General features: G+C 61.9%; 14 protein-coding genes. 10 read left to right on the top strand and 4 right to left on the bottom strand.

Annotated features, from left to right (window positions below):
* Nucleotides 1-2: 2 nt before the first annotated feature.
* The gene (locus ABMD26_RS21660) at nucleotides 3-3488 is read right to left on the bottom strand and encodes a response regulator (RefSeq protein ID WP_354311742.1); all 3486 of its coding nucleotides are present in this window, start codon (nucleotides 3486-3488) and stop codon (nucleotides 3-5) included.
* A 268-nt stretch (nucleotides 3489-3756) separates the two neighbouring features.
* Between ABMD26_RS21660 and ABMD26_RS21655 the strand changes: the two genes are divergently transcribed.
* The 10 genes from ABMD26_RS21655 (at nucleotide 3757) to xylB (ending at nucleotide 15012) form a co-directional block, all read left to right on the top strand.
* Nucleotides 3757-4119, top strand: a complete 363-nt coding sequence (locus ABMD26_RS21655; RefSeq protein ID WP_122742802.1) for a response regulator — start codon at nucleotides 3757-3759, stop codon at nucleotides 4117-4119.
* Between the two features lie 73 nt (nucleotides 4120-4192).
* The gene (locus ABMD26_RS21650; protein ID WP_354311741.1) at nucleotides 4193-5476 is read left to right on the top strand and encodes a glycosyltransferase family 4 protein; all 1284 of its coding nucleotides are present in this window, start codon (nucleotides 4193-4195) and stop codon (nucleotides 5474-5476) included.
* A gap of 81 nt (nucleotides 5477-5557) precedes the next feature.
* Nucleotides 5558-6496, top strand: coding sequence for a MurR/RpiR family transcriptional regulator (locus ABMD26_RS21645; protein WP_354311740.1), 939 nt, complete (start codon nucleotides 5558-5560; stop codon nucleotides 6494-6496).
* Nucleotides 6497-6589: 93 nt separating this feature from the next.
* Nucleotides 6590-7483 (top strand): AraC family transcriptional regulator, encoded by an 894-nt coding sequence (locus ABMD26_RS21640; protein WP_122742799.1) that lies wholly within the window; start codon nucleotides 6590-6592, stop codon nucleotides 7481-7483.
* 211 nt (nucleotides 7484-7694) lie between these two features.
* Complete coding sequence (locus ABMD26_RS21635) at nucleotides 7695-9014, top strand: ABC transporter substrate-binding protein (protein ID WP_354311739.1); 1320 nt, start codon at nucleotides 7695-7697, stop codon at nucleotides 9012-9014.
* A gap of 60 nt (nucleotides 9015-9074) precedes the next feature.
* Nucleotides 9075-10001, top strand: a complete 927-nt coding sequence (locus tag ABMD26_RS21630) for a carbohydrate ABC transporter permease (RefSeq protein WP_354311738.1) — start codon at nucleotides 9075-9077, stop codon at nucleotides 9999-10001.
* An 11-nt stretch (nucleotides 10002-10012) separates the two neighbouring features.
* Entirely contained in the window at nucleotides 10013-10843 is an 831-nt protein-coding gene (locus ABMD26_RS21625; RefSeq protein WP_049859462.1) for a carbohydrate ABC transporter permease, read from the top strand.
* A 94-nt stretch (nucleotides 10844-10937) separates the two neighbouring features.
* Entirely contained in the window at nucleotides 10938-12041 is a 1104-nt protein-coding gene (locus ABMD26_RS21620) for an ABC transporter ATP-binding protein (protein ID WP_134722457.1), read from the top strand.
* 13 nt (nucleotides 12042-12054) lie between these two features.
* The gene (locus ABMD26_RS21615) at nucleotides 12055-13536 is read left to right on the top strand and encodes a mannitol dehydrogenase family protein (protein WP_354311737.1); all 1482 of its coding nucleotides are present in this window, start codon (nucleotides 12055-12057) and stop codon (nucleotides 13534-13536) included.
* 6 nt (nucleotides 13537-13542) lie between these two features.
* The gene (gene xylB / locus ABMD26_RS21610) at nucleotides 13543-15012 is read left to right on the top strand and encodes a xylulokinase (RefSeq protein WP_134722459.1); all 1470 of its coding nucleotides are present in this window, start codon (nucleotides 13543-13545) and stop codon (nucleotides 15010-15012) included.
* Nucleotides 15013-15144: 132 nt separating this feature from the next.
* Here xylB and gloA read toward each other — a convergent pair whose 3' ends face one another.
* The 3 genes from gloA to ahpC form a co-directional block, all read right to left on the bottom strand.
* Complete coding sequence (gloA, locus tag ABMD26_RS21605; RefSeq protein WP_090358476.1) at nucleotides 15145-15663, bottom strand: lactoylglutathione lyase; 519 nt, start codon at nucleotides 15661-15663, stop codon at nucleotides 15145-15147.
* 817 nt (nucleotides 15664-16480) lie between these two features.
* Nucleotides 16481-18043: an alkyl hydroperoxide reductase subunit F gene (ahpF, locus tag ABMD26_RS21600; RefSeq protein WP_354311736.1), complete on the bottom strand. Its 1563-nt coding sequence runs from the start codon at nucleotides 18041-18043 to the stop codon at nucleotides 16481-16483.
* A 186-nt stretch (nucleotides 18044-18229) separates the two neighbouring features.
* On the bottom strand, nucleotides 18230-18793 hold the full coding sequence (gene ahpC, locus ABMD26_RS21595) for an alkyl hydroperoxide reductase subunit C (RefSeq protein ID WP_043189224.1): 564 nt from the start codon (nucleotides 18791-18793) through the stop codon (nucleotides 18230-18232).
* Nucleotides 18794-18888: the final 95 nt, after the last annotated feature.

Below are 18888 nucleotides of genomic sequence, written 5' to 3'. Positions count from 1 at the left end.
CACTACATGCGCTCCAGTTGCGGCAACCAGACGCGGATCAGGGAGAACAGGCGGTCCAGGTCGATGGGCTTGGCCAGGTAGTCATTGGAGCCGGCCTGGAGGCAGCGCTCCTGATCGTCCTTCATGGCCTTGGCGGTCACCGCAATGATCGGCAGCTTGCGCCAGCGTGGATCCTTGCGGATCTCGCGGGTCGCTTCGTAGCCGTCCATCTCGGGCATCATCACATCCATCAACACCAGATCGATGTCCTCGACCTGATTCAACTTGTCGATCGCCTCACGGCCGTTACGGCCCACTTCAACGATGGCGCCCTTGTGTTCAAGGGCGCTGGTCAAGGCGAAGATATTGCGCACGTCGTCGTCGACCACGAGGATCTTGCGGCCCTCGAAGACCTTGTCGCGACTGCGGGCGGTTTTCAACATCTTCTGCCGCTCATGGGACAACTGCGATTCGACTTTGTGCAGAAACAGGGTCACTTCGTCGAGCAGACGTTCGGGCGAGCGCGCGCCCTTGATGATGATCGAGCGCGAGTACTTGAGCAGCTCGGTTTCTTCGTCGCGGGTCAGGTTGCGTCCGGTGTAGACGATCACCGGCGGGAACGAGCGGATCTCCTCGTTGGACATGCGCTTGAGCAGGTCGCCGCCGAGCATGTCAGGCAACTTGAGGTCGATGATCATGCAGTCGTAGACGTTGTCGCGCAGCAGGTCGAGCGCTTCCTGGGCAAAGCCCACGGCGGTGATCTCGACGTCGTCGTCGCCGATCAGCAGGGAAATGCTTTCGCGCTGCAGGTCGTCGTCTTCCACCAGCAGAATGCGCTTGAGCTTCTGGGTGAGCTTGGCTTCCAGGCGGCCGAAGACTTCCTTGAGTTCATCACGCGTAGCCGGCTTGACCGCATAGCCGATGGCGCCCATGTGCATGGCCGCTTCGACCCGGTCCTCGACCGAGATCACGTGCACCGGGATGTGCCGGGTGGTGGCCAGTTCCTTCAGGCGCTGCAGTACGGTCAGCCCGGAATGGTCGGGCAGGCGCATGTCGAGCAGCACCGCATCGGGCACGAAGGTCGCTGCCAGATCGAAGCCCTCGTCGGCACCGTGTGCGACCAGACAGTGGTAGCCCAGCTCGTGGGCCAGGTCGTAGAGAATGCGGGCGAAATTGGGTTCGTCTTCGACGACCAGAATGCAGCGCTTGGTGAACGGCCCCTTGTCGCGATCGTCGGCGAAGCGCGCCACGGTCAGCGGTGCTTCGATCACCGCCGGGGTGTTGGATACCGGCTGCGGCGCGATAACCATGGGCTGCGGTGCGTGTCGCGGTGCCTCGATGATCTCTTCGTAACGCTGCGGCAGAACCAGGGTGAAGGTGCTGCCCTTGCCCAGCTCGCTGGTGACGGTGATGTAGCCACCGAGCATGTTGGCCAGGTCGCGGGAAATCGACAGACCCAGGCCGGTGCCACCGTAGCGCCGGTTGGTGGTGCCGTCGGCCTGGCGGAACGCTTCGAAAATGGCTTGCTGCTGGTCGACGGCAATGCCGATGCCGGTGTCGCGAATCTGGAAGGCGATGTCGTCATTGGCGTGGCCGGAGACCAGCAGCTCGACCATGCCGTGTTCGGTGAACTTGAGGGCGTTGGCCAACAGGTTCTTGAGAATCTGCTCGACGCGCTGGCGATCGGTATAGAGCATCGCCGGGGCATCGGGAAGAATCTGTACCGACAGCTCGAGATGCTTCTGCCCGGCCAGCGGCTCGAAGGTCATGCGCAAACTGTCCACCAGCCGCGGCACGCTGCTGTTTTCCGGACGCAGGTCGAGCTTACCGGCCTCGACCTTGGAAATGTCCAGAATGTCGTTGATCAGGTTGAGCAGATCGTTGCCCGCCGAATAGATCGACTCGGCAAACTTGACCTGATCGGCCGTGAGGTTTTCCTGGGGGTTTTCCGCCAGCAACTTGGCCAGGATCAACGAGCTGTTGAGCGGCGTGCGCAGCTCGTGGGACATGTTGGCAAGGAACTCGGACTTGTAGCGGCTTGAACGCTGCAGCTCGTCGGCGCGCTCTTCGAGCTGCACCTGGGCCTGGTTCAACTCCAGGTTCTTGCGATCCAGCGCATCGCGCTGCTCGCCCAGGGCTTCGGTCCGTTCGGCCAGTTGCTCGTTGGTCTGCTCCAGCTCGGCCTGCTGGGTTTCCAGGTACGCCTGGGACTCCTTGAGCACGCGTGACTGCTCTTCGAGCTCTTCGTTGGCGGTCTTGAGCTCTTCCTGCTGCACTTGCAGTTCTTCATTGAGCTGCTGGGTTTCGGCGAGCACTTCCTGCAGACGCTGGCGATAGCGCGCCGCTTCGATGGCGGTGCCGATGTTGTCGGCCAGCAATTCGACGATTTCCAGGTCGCGGTCGGTCAAGGGGCGCAGGAAGCCCAGCTCGACCACGGCATTGATGTGGTCGTTGTCGCTGGTCGGTATGACCAGTACGCTGCGCGCCGCGCCCTCGCCCAGGCCGGAGCTCAGGCGCAGGTAATCGGCCGGCACGTCGTCCAGACGAATGACCCGGTTGCGCTGCACGGCCTGGCCGGCGATGCCCTCGCCATTGATCAGCACCTGATCCATCACCTCACGCTCGCGGGAGAACCCGTACGAAGCGATGCGGCGCAGGTTGCCTTGTTCTTCGCGGATGTACACCGCGGCGACTACCGTGCCCAGGTATTGGGCGAAGAATTGCAGCATGTTGCGGCCCAGCATCTGCAACGTCTGCTGGCCCAGCAACTGCTCGGCCAGTTGCGTCTGACCGGTGCGCAACCAGGCCTGGTCCTGCAGGCGCTTGGCACCCTTCTGCAAGGCGGCCAGATTGCCACCGTAGGAGGTCGACAGCTCGGTCATGTCGCGTCGGCCGAAATAGGCGAGCAAGGCGCTGACCACGAAAACGAACAGCACATAGAGGCTGACCGAGGTCCAGATGGTGCGCGACACGTTCTCGCTGCGTTCCACCCGCAGTTGCTGCTCCATGGCGATGAAGCCTTCATATTCCTTACGGATCGCATCGGTCAGGCGCTTGCCGCGACCGGTCTGGACCACGCTGGAATAGTCGCCGGTGGAGCGCTTGAGCGCGATCAGCTCCTCGCCATAGTCGAGCCAGTCCTTCTGCAGGGCCATGATGCGAGTCAGCCGATCGACCTGGCGCGGGTTGTCGCTGACCAGCGCCTGCAACGCCGGCAGTTCGGCAGCCAGACGCGGCTTGGCCAGCTCATAGGGATCCAGGTAGCCTTCGGCGCCCGACAACAGGTAACCGCGCATGCCGGTTTCCATGTCGATGGACAGCTTGGTCGCCTCGTTGGCGTTGTTGATCACGCGGTCGGTGTGCTCGACCCAGTCGATCACGGACAGCAGGTAGACGATGATGCCGATGAACACGGCGGCACTGAGCACGCCGACGCCCAGCGGCAGGCCGACGTTGCGACTGAGCAGTCGGCGGAAGCTTCGCTCGTCGATCGAAGAGGGTTTGTTCATGTCCTTGGACCCGGATCCTGTAATCGAGGCGGGGGATTTTGCCGCAATTCGATCAAAGAGTTAGGTTTTTTCCGTACGTCTTGTAAGAATTTTCATATCTAAACGTGGGAACAGTCTCGTTTAATGGCTCCGCGGGCATGGTCTGACCCCGACCCATGCTTTATGATGGCGCCCTGCCTCCCAGGTGCTCGTCGCCCAGAGGCGCATCGATATCTGCGAAATGACGGCTCGGCGCCGTCTGCGCCCTTTGCCGACCAGGATCCGAACGATGTCCGATACCGCCAAAACCATTCTTGTCGTCGAAGACGACGCGATCGTCCGCATGCTGATCGTGGACGTGCTGGAGGAATTCGAGTTCGAGGTACTGGAAGCCGAGGACGGACCGGGCGCCCTCAAATTTCTCGAAGATGCCGCCAAGACCATCGACCTGATGATGACCGACATGGGTCTGCCCGGCATGGATGGCAAGGAATTGGCCCAAAAGGCGCGCGCTCTGCGCCCGGTACTGCCAGTACTGTTTGCCAGCGGCTACGCTGAAGCCCTCGACGTGCCAGCGGGCATGAGCAGTATCGGCAAGCCGTTTTCCATCGACCAGTTGCGCGACAAGGTCAAGAGCATGCTGGCGGCCTGAAGCCTGCCTGCCGCTACACCGCGGCGCGTAATCATGGCCTAATACGCGCCCGGTTTTTCCCCGAGTCTCGTTCATGCCCTTTCAACGCGTTCTGGTCATCGGCTATGTCTGGCCCGAGCCCACCTCATCGGCGGCCGGCGGGCACATGATGCAGCTGCTGCACTGCTTCGTGGCCCAGGGCTGGCAGGTCACCTTCGCCAGCCCCGCCAAGGTCGGCGAACACAAGGCCGATCTGGCGGCGCTGGGCATCGCCGAGCAGACTATCGAACTCAACAACGACAGCTTCGACCGTTTCGTCGGCGCCTTGCAGCCGGACATGGTGCTGTTCGACCGTTTCATGATGGAAGAGCAGTTCGGCTGGCGCGTGGAGCTGCACTGTCCGCAAGCCGTGCGTGTGCTCGAAACCTGTGACCTGCAAAGCCTGCGCGACGCCCGCCAGGGCCTGCTCAAGGAGCGTCTGCAAGCCAGTGACGATGAAAACGACTTCGCCGCGTTGTTCGACGTAACGCCCGACATCCTCTTCCAGCACATGAGCGAGGCCGACGTCACCCAGCGCGAAGTCGCAGCTATCTTCCGCTGCGACCTGAGCCTGATGATCTCGCCCTTCGAATCGCAGTTGCTGGTGGAGCGTTTCGGCGTGCCGCCCGATCTGCTCCACGACTGTCCTTTGATGGTCGAGCCATTGCCCACGCCTCCTCTGGATTTCGAGCAGCGCGCGAACTTCGTGTGCATCGGCAACTTTCGTCACGCGCCCAATTGGGACGCCGTGCTGTGGCTGAAAAATCAAGTGTGGCCACGCATCCGCAAGCGACTGCCGCGGGCCGAGCTGCATGTGTACGGCGCCTACACACCGCCCAAGGCCACGGCCCTGCACAACCCTGCACACGGTTTTCTGGTCAAGGGCTGGGCAGCGGACGCCCTGCAGGTGGTCGGTCAGGCGCGGGTGGCCCTGGCACCCCTGCGCTTTGGCGCCGGCATCAAAGGCAAGCTGCTCGATGCCATGCTTTGCGGTACCCCCAGCGTGACCACCCCGTGGGGCGCCGAAGGCATGCGCACGGGTGACCGCTGGCCAGGCGAAATCGGCCGCAGCGCCGACGAATTGGCGGAGGCCGCGGTGCTGTTGTACGACCACAAAGAGCGATGGCACGCGGCCCAGACACAGTGCCGGGAGCATCTGCTTGCCGCCTATGCAATGGAGCACCATGCACAAGCACTGGCCCGGCGTCTGCAGCAGCTTCACGCGAACCTCCCGCAGCATCGGCGTGCCAATTTCATCGGCGCCATGCTTCGCCATCACCTGCACAAGAGCACGAAATATTTCTCGCAGTGGATCCAATCCAAGAACCAATCGATCTAAGCATGTACTGGACGCAAGTAGTCGGACAACTAAACTCTAGTCCTCAAGCACCGTTTCCATGCTCATTCAGGACGAACGACAATGGCGCCTATGACCAGCACCAAGGTGTACGACTCCGATCTGATGCGTAAGCTACGCATCCAGCATGCCGACCTCCGCCCGGCGCTGAAGAAAGTCTCGACGTTTCTGCAAGCCAATCCCTACCGCAGCGCAACGCTCAACATAGAAGAACTGGCTGCTGCGACCGGCACTTCCACCGCTGCCGTCAACCGTCTGGCCAATGCGATAGGGTTCAACGGCTTCACCGGACTGCGCTTCGCCCTGATGGAAAATCTGCTCGCCGTGGTTTCTTCGGCCGATGTCATCGAGGACAGGCTGAAGCAATCACCCGAGAACGGCTTTCATCTGGACCAGCAGATCGACCTGAGCAAGCACCACCTGGAAAACGTCGCACGCATGAACGATAGCCAGACCTTCGAGGACATGGCCCGGCAGTTGGCACGCTCGCAAAATGTCTTCGTGGTCGGTTTGGGCAACAGTTTTCATATCGCCCAGATCGCAGCGGCCGGGCTCAATCCGTTCTGTGTCGGGGCGCACTGCGTGACACTGGATGGGGGTATGGAAGGCTCGGCCTACCGACTGAGCAACATCACCAGCAACGATGCACTGCTGGCGATCGCCCTGCCCGCCTACACCGGTGAAACCATACGCATGGCCGAGTTCGCTCAATCGCGCAACGCCTGCGTCATGAGCATCACCGACTGCCCGGCATCGCCCTTGGCAGAACTGTCCCACATGAGTCTGTTCATCCCCGCCACACATCCGGTATTGCCCAACTCCAAAGTCGGACTGATGGCCGCCGTCGAAGCGCTGCTGGCACAGCTACAGCTCCTGAAACCAACGCTCAGCGAGGCCCAGCCGTCGCTGACCGACTGGAAACCGCAGCGCAGCAGCGTGCGTCCTACGTGGCCAGACCTGCTGCGCCCCTCAACACCCCGCAAGCACGACGACTCCTGCTGAGCCTGGTCATCTCAGCCTTGGACGCGCAGCACCGAACGCCGTTATGCTTGAGTGCGCATTCCCGATCGGCACAATCATAAAAGCAGCCACGGCATGACTCGACCCACGCGAATCACCGACCCTTCCTATGAGTTGATGGACGACCACGAAGGTCGCTCGATCATCTATCGCCAGCACGGCTTCCCATGTCCGCTGGTGCGCTGGCATTTCCACAAGGAATACGAACTGCACCTGCTGGTCGCCACCTCGGGCAAAGTGTTCGTCGGCGACTACATCGGCAATTTCAATCCGGGCAGCCTGTTTCTGACCGGGCCCAACCTGCCGCACAACTGGATCAGCCAGATGCAGAGTGGTCAGTCGGTGAACAAGCGCGACATGCTGGTCAATTTCACCGACGAGTTGTTCGACCAGGGCCATCAGGTGTTCAGCGAACTGCGCAGCCTCGCCCCGCTGCTGGAGCGGGCACGCTATGGCATCGAATTTCGCTGCCCGCAGACCATCGCCCAAGCCAGCGTGTCGATGCAGCGTATTGCCGACAGCCAGGGCATCAGTCGTCTCGGCCATTTCCTGATTCTCATGGAATCGCTGGCCGCCTGTGACGATTACCAACTGCTGTCAGGCACCGCCGCCGTCCAGGACGCCGACGAGCACGCGGTCGAACGGACCAACCGCGCCGTCGACTACATCTTCGCTCACTACGCCCGTGAGTTGTCCCTGGAAGAAGTCGCGGCCTACCTGGGCATGAAACCCACCTACTTCTCCAGGGTGTTCAAGCAAGCCACCGGCCGCTGCTTCGTCGAATTCGTCAACCGGCTGCGCATCAGCAAGTCCTGCGAGCTGCTGGCCGATGGCGATCGCCCGGTGACGGACGTGTGCTTCGAATCGGGCTTCAACAATATCTCCAATTTCAACCGTCGCTTTCAGCAGCTCAAGGGCATGACGCCGTCGCACTATCGTCGTCTGGCCATGCAACGGCTGAGCTCCTGAAACCTGTACGAAACCTCACAGCGCCTGCCTGTATCCCTCTGGCACGTCGCGCGTATGGCGCGGCCAGTGCAAATTAGTATCAGCGCAGGTGCTCCCAGGGATTTGTCAGAACGGCTGCGGGGGTCTGTAATCACAGCCAGTGCTTCACCTCGACGAAGACACAAGAATAATAACCAAGGCCGCCTCCCGGCGTGCCGAAGAGGAATGCGAGATGACGATCGACCGCAAACATCTGCTCGTTGCCGGCGCCCTGTGCGGTGCACTGTCCCTCAGCGGCTACAGCTACGCTGACACCACCCTGACCATCGCCACCGTCAACAACAGCGACATGATTCGCATGCAGCGCCTGGCCAAGACCTTCGAGACCGAGCATCCCGACATCAAGCTCAACTGGGTGGTGCTGGAAGAAAACGTGCTGCGCCAGCGCCTGACCACCGATATCGCGACCCAGGGCGGCCAGTTCGACGTGCTGACCATCGGCATGTACGAAGCCTCGCTGTGGGGCGCCAAGGGCTGGCTGTCACCGATGAAGGACCTGCCCGCCAGCTACGACATCGACGATGTCTTCCCTTCGGTACGCGACGGCCTGTCGGTGAAGGGTCAGTTGTACGCCCTGCCGTTCTACGCCGAAAGCTCGATGACCTACTACCGCACCGACCTGTTCAAGGCGGCCGGGCTGGAAATGCCGGAGAAACCCACCTGGACACAGATCGCCGACTTCGCCGGCAAACTCACCGACAAGAGCAAGGACCAATACGGCCTGTGCCTTCGTGGCAAGGCCGGCTGGGGCGAGAACATGGCCTTGATCACCACCGTGGCCAACAGCTTTGGCGGCAGCTGGTTCAACAATGAGTGGAAGCCGCAATTCGACAGCGATGCGTGGAAGAAGGCCCTCAACTTCTACGTCGACAACATGAAGAAATCCGGCCCGCCGGGCGCATCGAGCAACGGCTTCAACGAGAACCTGGCCTTGTTCAACAGCGGCAAGTGCGCCATCTGGGTCGATGCCAGCGTGGCCGGCTCCTTCACCATGGACAAGACCCAGAGCAAGGTCGCCGACAGCGTCGGCTTCACCTTCGCCCCCCACGAGACCACCGACAAGGGCTCCGCCTGGTTGTACTCCTGGGCCCTGGCCATTCCGACCAGCTCGAAGAACCAGCAAGCCGCACAGCAATTCTCGGCCTGGGCGACCTCCAAGGAGTACGCCGCGCTGGTGGCCAAAACCGACGGCGTGGCCAACGTGCCGCCGGGTACGCGCAAATCCACCTACACCGATGAGTACCTGAAGGCGGCGCCGTTCGCGCACATCACCCTCGAATCGCTGAAGGTGGCCGATCCCAAGCAGACCGATACCAAGCCGTATGTGGGTATCCAACTGGTGACGATCCCCGAGTTCCAGGCCATCGGTACCGAGGTCGGCAAGGCATTTTCTGCCGCGCTGACCGGCCAGAGCACGGCCGATCAGGCTTTGGTCGTCGCGCAGACAGCCACCGAGCGGGCCATGAAGCGCGCCGGCTACCCCAAGCAGTAACACGTCTGCCCTGCTGCCCGCTGATTGCGGCGGGCAGCGCTGCTCACCAGGTGCGCACTCATGAATACTACGACTGTCAAGCCCCAGCCCGACACGGCTGAGGTGACGGACAAGCGCCGCTTGTCCAACCCCGGCTGGTTTCTGGTCACCCCTTCGGTCGCCTTGCTGCTGCTGTGGATGATCGTGCCGCTGGGCATGACCGTGTACTTCTCGCTGATCCGCTACAACCTGCTGTACCCCGGCGAAAACGAATTCGTGGGGCTCGAGAATTTCAGCTTCTTTCTCACCGACGCAGGCTTCATGCCGGGCGCCACCAATACCTTGTTGCTGGTGGGCAGCGTGCTGCTGATCAGCGTGGTGTTCGGCGTATTGATCGCCGCGCTGCTGGAAGCCAGCGAGTTTCTCGGCCGCGGCATCGTGCGGGTGATGCTGATCTCGCCATTTTTCATCATGCCCACCGTGGGCGCACTGATCTTCAAGAACCTGATCTTCCACCCGGTTTCGGGCATTCTCGCCGCGGTGTGGAAGTTCTTCGGCGCCGAACCGGTCGACTGGCTCGCGCATTACCCATTGTTCTCGATCATCGTCATCGTCAGTTGGCAATGGCTGCCGTTCGCCATCCTCTTGCTGATGACCGCCATGCAGTCCCTGGACCAGGAGCAGAAGGAAGCCGCGCGGCTGGACGGTGCCGGTGCCCTGGCGATCTTCTGGCACCTGACGCTGCCGCACCTGGCGCGACCCATCGCGGTGGTGGTCATGATCGAAACGATCTTCCTGCTCTCGGTGTTCGCTGAAATCTTCACCACGACCAACGGCGGACCGGGCTTTGCGTCCACCAACCTCGCCTACCTGATCTACAACCAGGCCCTGGTGCAGTTCGACGTGGGCATGGCCTCGGCCGGTGGCTTGATCGCCGTGGTCATCGCCAACATCGCCGCGATCATCCTGGTGCGGATGATCGGCAAAAACCTCACCGACAAGAACTGAAGGCCTGCGCCATGACACTTCAACAATCGCGTCGCCTGCAAAGTCTGGTCCTGGGCTGCCTGGCCTGGGCTATAGCCATCGTGGTGTTCTTTCCGATCTTCTGGATGGTGCTGACCAGCTTCAAGACCGAGATCGACGCTTTCGCCACGCCACCGCAGTTCATTTTCACGCCCACGCTGGAAAACTACCTGCACATCCAGGAACGCAGCGACTACCTGCACTTCGCCTGGAACTCGGTGCTGATTTCGTTCAGCGCCACGGCTCTGTGCATGTTGATCGCCGTGCCGGCCGCCTACTCGATGGCGTTCTACGAGACCAAACGGACCAAGCAAACCCTGTTGTGGATGCTCTCCACCAAGATGCTGCCACCGGTGGGCGTGCTGATGCCCATCTACCTGCTGGCCAAGGGCGCCGGCCTGCTGGATTCGCGCATCGCCTTGATCGTCATCTACACCCTGATCAACCTGCCGATCGTGGTCTGGATGGTGTACACCTACTTCAAGGACATTCCCCGGGAAATACTCGAAGCGGCACGCCTGGACGGTGCCACCCTGGGTCAGGAAATGCTCCGGGTGCTGTTGCCGATCAGCAAGGGCGGACTGGCTTCGACCGTGCTGCTGTCACTGATTCTGTGCTGGAACGAAGCGTTCTGGTCGCTGAACCTGACCAGTTCCGGCGCCGCTCCGTTGACGGCGCTGATCGCCTCCTACTCCAGCCCCGAAGGTTTGTTCTGGGCCAAGCTGTCGGCCGTATCGACCCTCGCCTGCGCGCCGATCCTGATCTTCGGCTGGATCAGCCAGAAGCAGCTGGTGCGCGGCCTGTCCTTCGGGGCAGTCAAGTGAGCCAGTCACGTTTGCTTCACGCAACCCTGTGGGAGCGGGTTCTACCCGCGAAGACGCCCGCCCGAACAACACTTCCTTCCAAAGGACCCAATCCATGGCCACTCTGAAAATAAAAAACCTGAAAAAGGGCTTCGAAGGTCTGCAGATCATCAAGGGCATCGACCTGGAAGTGCACGACCGCGAATTCGTGGTGTTCGTCGGCCCGTCGGGCTGCGGCAAGTCGACCCTGCTGCGCCTGATCGCCGGGCTCGAAGAGGTGAGCAGCGGCACCATCGAACTGGACGGCCGCGACATCACCGAAGTGACGCCGGCCAAACGCGACCTGGCCATGGTGTTCCAGACCTATGCCCTGTATCCGCACATGACCGTGCGCAAGAACCTCTCCTTCGCCCTGGACCTGGCCGGCAAACCCAAGGCCGAGGTCGAAAGCAAGGTGGCGGAAGCGGCGCGCATCCTCGAACTCGGCGCCCTGCTCGACCGCAAGCCCAAGCAATTGTCCGGTGGCCAGCGCCAGCGCGTGGCGATTGGCCGGGCCATCGTGCGCCATCCGAAAATCTTCCTGTTCGACGAACCGCTGTCCAACCTCGACGCCGCCCTGCGCGTGCAGACACGCCTGGAACTGTCGCGCCTGCACAAGGAGCTGCAGGCCACCATGATCTACGTGACCCATGACCAGGTCGAGGCCATGACCCTGGCCGACAAGGTGGTGGTACTCAACGGCGGTCGGGTCGAACAGGTGGGCTCGCCCCTGGAGCTTTATCACCATCCGGCGAACCTGTTCGTCGCCGGTTTCCTGGGCACGCCCAAGATGGGCTTCCTCAAGGGCAAGCTCAGCCGCGTCGACGGCCAGGGCTGCGAAGTCGCTCTGGACGCCGGCACCCATATCTACCTGCCACGTGTCAGCCAGACGTTGAGCGTGGGCGACACGGTGACCCTGGGCATCCGCCCCGAGCACCTCGACCTTGCCCAACCGGGGCAATGCCAACTGGCGGTGACCGCCGACGTCAGCGAGCGCCTGGGCAGCGACACTTTCTGCCATGTGATCACCGACTCCCAGGAGCCGCTCACCCTGCGCATTCGCGGTGATCTGCGCAGCCAGTATGGCGAACGCCTGAGCCTGCTGCTGGATCCCCAGTACTGCCACCTTTTCGACGCCCAGGGCATTGCCGTGGCCAAACCGCTCCAGGCCGCTGCCTGATACAGGACCGATGATGAAACTCAATCGACAGAATCTGCACCAGCTCGCCGAACACATCCAATTGCCGACCTACGATCCTGCGACCCGTGCGCATGGCATCGTCCACATCGGTGTGGGCGGTTTTCATCGCGCACACCAGGCGTTCTATACCGATGCCTTGATGAACATGGGAGAGGCCGAACAGTGGGCGATCTGTGGCGCCGGCCTGCGCAGCGAAGACCGCAAGGTCCGCGACGCCCTGGCCGAGCAGGACTTCTACTACACCTTGGTCGAACTGGGCGACACCCCGGACACCGAAGTGCGGGTGATCGGCGCGATCACCGGCATGCTCCTGGCCGAAGACGGCGCCCAGGCCTTGATCGATAAACTGGCCGAGCCTTCGGTGCGCATCGTCTCGCTGACCATCACCGAGGGCGGCTATTGCATCGATGACAGCAACGGCGAGTTCATGGCCCACTTGCCACAGATCCAGCACGACCTGGCGCATCCGCAGGCACCCGGTACGGTGTTCGGCTTTCTCTGCGCAGCGTTGAGGCAACGTCGCGATGCCGGTATCGAAGCATTCACCGTGATGTCCTGTGACAACCTCCCGCACAACGGCGCGGTCGCCCGCAAGGCCCTGCTGGCGTTCGCCGCGCTGCATGATCCAGCGCTGCATGACTGGATCGCCAGCCATGTGCAGTTCCCCAATGCCATGGTCGACCGCATCACGCCCATGACCAGCGATGCCCACCGCGCGCAGTTGCACGAGCGCCATGGTATCGACGACAGCTGGCCGGTGGTCTGCGAGCCATTCGTGCAATGGGTGCTCGAAGACAAGTTCGGCGCCGGTCGGCCCGCGTGGGAAAAGGTCGGCGTGCAGTTCACCGACGACGTCACGCCCTATGAAGAAATGAAGATCAAGCTGCTCAACGGCAGTCACCTGGCCCTGACCTACCTGGGCTTCCTCAAGGGCTACCGTTTCGTTCACGAAACCATGAACGATCCACTGTTCGTGCGCTATATCCGCGCCTATATGGACCTGGACGTCACCCCGCAACTGGCGTCCGTTCCCGGTATCGACCTGGAAGGCTATAAGGACACCCTGATCGAGCGTTTTTCCAACCAGGCCATCGCCGATCAACTGGAGCGCGTCTGCTCGGATGGTTCCTCGAAGTTTCCCAAGTTCACCGTACCGACCATCAACCGGCTGATCGCCGACGGGCAGAGCACCGAACGCGCGGCACTGGTGGTGGCGGCCTGGGCGCTCTACCTGGGCGGCGTCGACGAAAACGGCACCCACTACAGCATTCCCGACCCGCGCGCTGCGTTCTGCCAGGCACTGGTTGCCGACCCGGCCTCGCTCACCAAGCGGCTGCTGGGCGTCGAGGAAATCTTCGGCACCCGGATCCCCCAGTCGGCGGAGTTCGTGGCCGCCTTCGAACGCAATCTGCACAGCCTGCGTACCCAAGGCGTGCAGGCCACCCTGGAACATATGCTGGACGGCAAGGAGTAAGCGGCCATGTTTCTCGGGATCGACTGCGGCACCCAAGGGACCAAGGCGTTGATCCTTGACGCGGACAGTGGCCAGGTCATGGGCCAGGGCTCGGCCTCCCATCACATGATCAGCGGCGAAAACGGCCGTCGCGAACAGGAGACGGGCGACTGGCTCACCGCTTTCGAGCAGGCCACTGCCCAGGCGCTGGCCCAGGCCGGCATCGATGGTCAGCAGATTCTGGGTATCGGTGTGTCCGGGCAGCAGCACGGGCTGGTGTTGCTCGACGCCGATGGTCAGGCGCTGCGGCCGGCGAAGCTCTGGTGCGACACCGAAAGCACGCCGCAGAACGAGCGCCTGCTGGCCGAGCTGGGCGGTGAGCAGGGCTCGCTCGACCGCCTGGGGCTGGTGATCGCGCCGGGCTATACCGTGTCCAAGCTGCTCTGGACGCGGGAGCACCATCCGGAGATCTTCGAACGGATCGCCCATGTGCTGCTGCCCCATGACTACCTGAATTTCTGGCTCACCGGGCAGGCCCGCGCCGAATACGGGGACGCCTCGGGCACCGGTTATTTCAACGTGCGCGAACGCCAGTGGGACCTGGCCCTGCTGCGGCAGATCGACCCCAGCGGCCGTCTGGAAGCCGCGTTGCCGCGGTTGATCGAGGCGCACCAGCCGGTGGGTACCATTCGCCCGGGCATTGCTGCGCGCCTGGGCATCAATCCACTGGCAGTGGTCGCCAGTGGCGGGGGCGACAACATGATGGGCGCCATCGGCACGGACAACATTCACCCTGGGGTCATCACCATGAGCCTGGGGTCTTCAGGCACGGTGTACGCCTACAGTGACCGTCCCACCGTGCTGGAGGAACCGGCGGTGGCAAGCTTCTGCTCGTCGTCGGGAGGGTGGTTGCCGCTGATCTGCACCATGAACCTGACCAACGTCACCACGGCGGTGCGCGAGCTGCTGCAGTTGGACATCAGCGGATTCAACCAGGCGGTGGCGCAGGCGCCGATCGGGGCGGAAGGCATCGTGATGCTGCCGTTCCTGAACGGTGAACGGGTGCCTGCCCTGCCCCACGCCACCGGGTCCGTGCTGGGCTTGACCACCAACAACCTGAACGCTGCGAACCTATGTCGCGCGGCCGTGGAAGGCACGACCTTCGGCCTGCGCTATGGCCTGGATCTGCTGCAGGCCGGGGGCCTGCAGACTCATGCCATACGCTTGATCGGCGGCGGTTCGAAGAGCCCGGTGTGGCGCCAGTTGGTGGCCGACGTCATGGACGCGCCCGTCGTGTGTACCGAACAACCGGAAGCAGCGGCCCTGGGCGCAGCCATTCAGGCCGCCTGGTGTGCCGGTCAGGATCCGGACGGACTGGCCGCGTTATGCAAACGCTGTGTGCGGCTGGACGACACCAGCCACACCCAACCCATCCCTGCCAATGTCCTCGCCTACCACGGTGCCTATCAGCGTTACCGCCAGCACATTCCGGTATAACCCGCCCCGCCGCTACACGGTCTTGCGTCACCCCTGTAGCAGCGGCGCGAGCCGCGTCTGAGACACCGCGGTGGGTCATGTTCACCACGCCGTCCCTGACGCGGCTTGCGCCGCTGCTACAGAGGGAGTGGTCTACAGGTCGGGCTGGATGATTTCGACCCAGTAACCGTCCGGGTCCTTGATGAAGGCGATGCTCTTCATCCGGCCATCGGTCAGACGCTTCTGGAAGTCCACGCCCAACGTTTCGAAGCGCTCACAGGCAGCGTGGATATCCGGCACCGACACACAGATGTGCCCGAAGCCACGGGGATCGCTGTTGCCGTCATGGTAGGCGAAATCGGCGTCGTTCTCGGTGCCGTGGTTATGGGTCAGCTCCAGAATGCCCGGCATGGATTTCATCCAGGTGGTACGCGCCTTGTCATCCTCCGGGATGGTCGACTTGTCCACCAGCGCCAGGAAATACAGGCTGAACTGCGCCTCGGCGAAGTCACGCTTTTCAACCAGACTGAAACCCAGTACGCGAGTATAGAAGTCCAGCGACTTCTCGATGTTCTTGACCCGCAACATAGTGTGGTTGAAGACGAACTGGGATGTGGCGGCTTCAGGTTGCGCGGTAACACCGGGCACATTGTTCAAATGATCGAGGCTCATGAAAGCTCCCTTGAATGAATGGGCAGTAGCTGCGGTTGATGATACGGAACGGTGCGGATGATGCCAAACCAGATACGGCATCGAACGCGCGACACGGAGACGCGGGGGAATTGAAACTGGAGGAAAGCGTAAAACGCAGGCAATAAGAAGCCCGCCGAAGCGGGCATTTGGGGCGCTGTTCCATCAGCGGATTTCATAGTGGAACAGTGGCTGTGAAAAGGATGTGAAAACATCGAAGAGCATCTGCTATTTTTTGTGGCGCTGCCGAACGGTCACATCCGACTGTATAAAAGCATGCAACTCCAGTGCGATATAACTGTGGCAACCGTAGTTGCGTAAGTGCTATCCATGAAGTGTATAAGTCAAAAGCGACGCGGCTCGCGCCGCTGCTACAGAGCCCGCACTCCCCTGTAGCAGCGGCGCAAGCCGCGTCAGCGGTACACGCAATCCCCTGTAGCAGTGGCGCAAGCCGCGTCAGCGGTACACGCGATCCCCTGTAGCAGCGGCGCAACCCGCGTCGGCGGTACACACAATCCCCCGTAGCAGCGGCGCAAGCCGCGTCAGCGGTACACGCAATCCCCCGTAGCAGCGGCGCAAGCCGCGTCAGCGGTACACGCAATCCCCCGTAGCAGCGGCGCAAGCCGCGTCAGCGGTACACGCAATCCCCCGTAGCAGCGGCGCAAGCCGCGTCAGCGGTACACGCAATCCCCCGTAGCAGCGGCGCAAGCCGCGTCAGCGGTAGGCGCGGTGCGCCTGGGTGAACGCGTCGGAGCCTGACGCGGCTTGCGCCGCTGCTACAGGGGCTTTGCCGGTCGTATCAGGCCGGGGCGGACGTGCGGATCAGGTGATCGAATGCCGACAGCGAAGCCTTGGCGCCTTCGCCGACCGCGATGACGATCTGCTTGTACGGCACGGTGGTCACGTCACCGGCGGCAAAAATACCCGGCAGATCGGTTTCGCCGCGAGCGTCGACCATGATCTCGCCACGGTTCGACAGCTCGATGGTGCCCTTGAGCCAGTCGGTGTTGGGCAGCAGGCCGATTTGCACGAAGATGCCTTCGAGCGCGATTTCGTGATGCTCGCTGCTCTGGCGATCCTTGTAGCGCAGGCCATTGACGCGCTGTCCGTCACCGGTCACTTCAGTGGTCAGCGCACTGGTGATGACCTTGACGTTGGGCAGGCTGTACAGCTTGCGCTGCAACACGGCGTCGGCACGCAACTGTGTGTCGAACTCGATCAGGGTTACATGGGCGACGATACCAGCCAGGTCGATGGCCGCTTCCACACCCGAGTTACCACCGCCGATCACTGCCACGCGCTTGCCCTTGAACAGCGGACCGTCACAGTGCGGGCAGTAGGCCACGCCACGGTTACGGTATTCCTGCTCACCTGGCACGTTCATTTCACGCCAGCGCGCACCGGTCGCCAGGATCAGCGTCTTGGCCTTGAGCGACGCGCCGCTGGCGAAGATCACCTCGTGAGGCGCACCGTCCTTGCCCGGCACCAGTTTCTCGGCGCGCTGCAGGTTCATGATGTCCACGTCGTACTGCTTGACGTGCTCTTCCAGGGCGACAGCCAGCTTCGGACCTTCGGTTTCCTGCACGGAAATGAAGTTCTCGATGGCCATGGTGTCCAGTACTTGCCCGCCGAAACGCTCGGCCGCAACACCAGTACGGATACCTTTACGCGCCGCATAGATGGCCGCCGATGCACCGGCAGGGCCGCCGCCGATCACCAGCATGTCGAACGCCTGCTTGGCGTTGAGCTTTTCCGCCTGACGATCACTGGCGCTGGTGTCGATCTTGGCCAGAATCTCTTCCAGACCCATGCGGCCCTGGCCGAAGTTCTTGCCGTTGAGGTAAATGCTTGGCACAGCCATCACCTGACGCTCTTCGACTTCGGCCTGGAACAGGGCGCCGTCGATGGCCACGTGACGAATGTTGGGGTTGAGCACCGCCATCAGGTTCAGTGCCTGGACCACGTCCGGGCAGTTCTGGCACGACAGCGAGAAATAGCTTTCGAACAGGAACTCGCCTTTCAGGGCAGCGATCTGTTCGATGACCTCGGCACTGGCCTTGGACGGGTGGCCGCCAACCTGCAGCAGCGCCAGTACCAGCGAGGTGAATTCGTGACCCATGGGGATACCGGCGAAACGCAGGCCGATGTCCGCTCCGGGGCGATTGATGGAGAACGACGGCTTGCGCGCATCGTTACCGTTGTCCAGCAGCGTGATCTTGTCCGACAGTGCATCGATGTCACGCAGCAGACCGAGCAATTCCTGGGATTTCGCGCCGTCATCAAGGGACGCGACGATCTCGATCGGTTGGGTGACCCGTTCCAGATAGGCTTTCAACTGGGCTTTAAGATTGGCGTCCAACATGAGGGCGATTTCCGTTTTGAGTGTTTCGAAGACGACAGTTGCCCGCCAGGGCACTGGGCCCCGCGTGAGCGAGATACTTTTGGAAACGATGATACGAAAGCGGTCCGTTAAGGAGGTATCGCAATCCCGTAACGGATGTCGCGATCCCGCGGGAAATGACCCGCGGGAAACAGCGTGGGAAGCTGCTTAGATCTTGCCAACCAGGTCCAGCGATGGAGCCAGGGTGGCTTCGCCTTCTTTCCACTTGGCTGGGCAGACTTCGCCTGGGTGGGCAGCAACGTACTGGGCAGCCTTGACCTTGCGCAGCAGCTCGGAAGCGTCACGGCCTACACCACCGTCGTTCAGTTCGACGATCTTGATCTGACCTTCGGGGTTGATCACGAAGGTGCCACGATCAGCAATACCGTCGGCTTCGATCAGCACGTCGAAGTTCTTCGAGATGACGTGGGTCGGGTCACCGATCAGCGGGTACTGGATCTTGCCAATGGTGTCGGAAGTGTCGTGCCAGGCTTTGTGGGTGAAGTGGGTGTCGGTCGACACGCCGTAGATTTCCACGCCCAGTTGCTTGAACGCTTCGTAGTTGTCGGCCAGGTCGCCCAGTTCGGTTGGGCAGACGAAGGTGAAGTCGGCTGGGTAGAAGAATACGACAGACCATTTGCCTTTCAGATCGGCGTCGCTGACCGGCACGAAAGCGCCGTTGTGGTAAGCGGTGGCGTTGAATGGCTTGACTTGGCTGTTGATGATCGGCATCGGTGACTCTCCTTCAGGGGGTTGAAATCGTGTTTGAATTCGATAGGGAGCATCCTAAACACATGCTCGAGCGATAGCTCATTGGCAAACTGGAT

Source organism: Pseudomonas sp. PvP001 (assembly GCF_040546375.1).
Lineage (GTDB): Bacteria > Pseudomonadota > Gammaproteobacteria > Pseudomonadales > Pseudomonadaceae > Aquipseudomonas > Aquipseudomonas coleopterorum.
The sequence above is the reverse complement of the archived record's forward strand: the minus strand, read 5'-3'. Positions and strand labels throughout refer to the sequence as shown.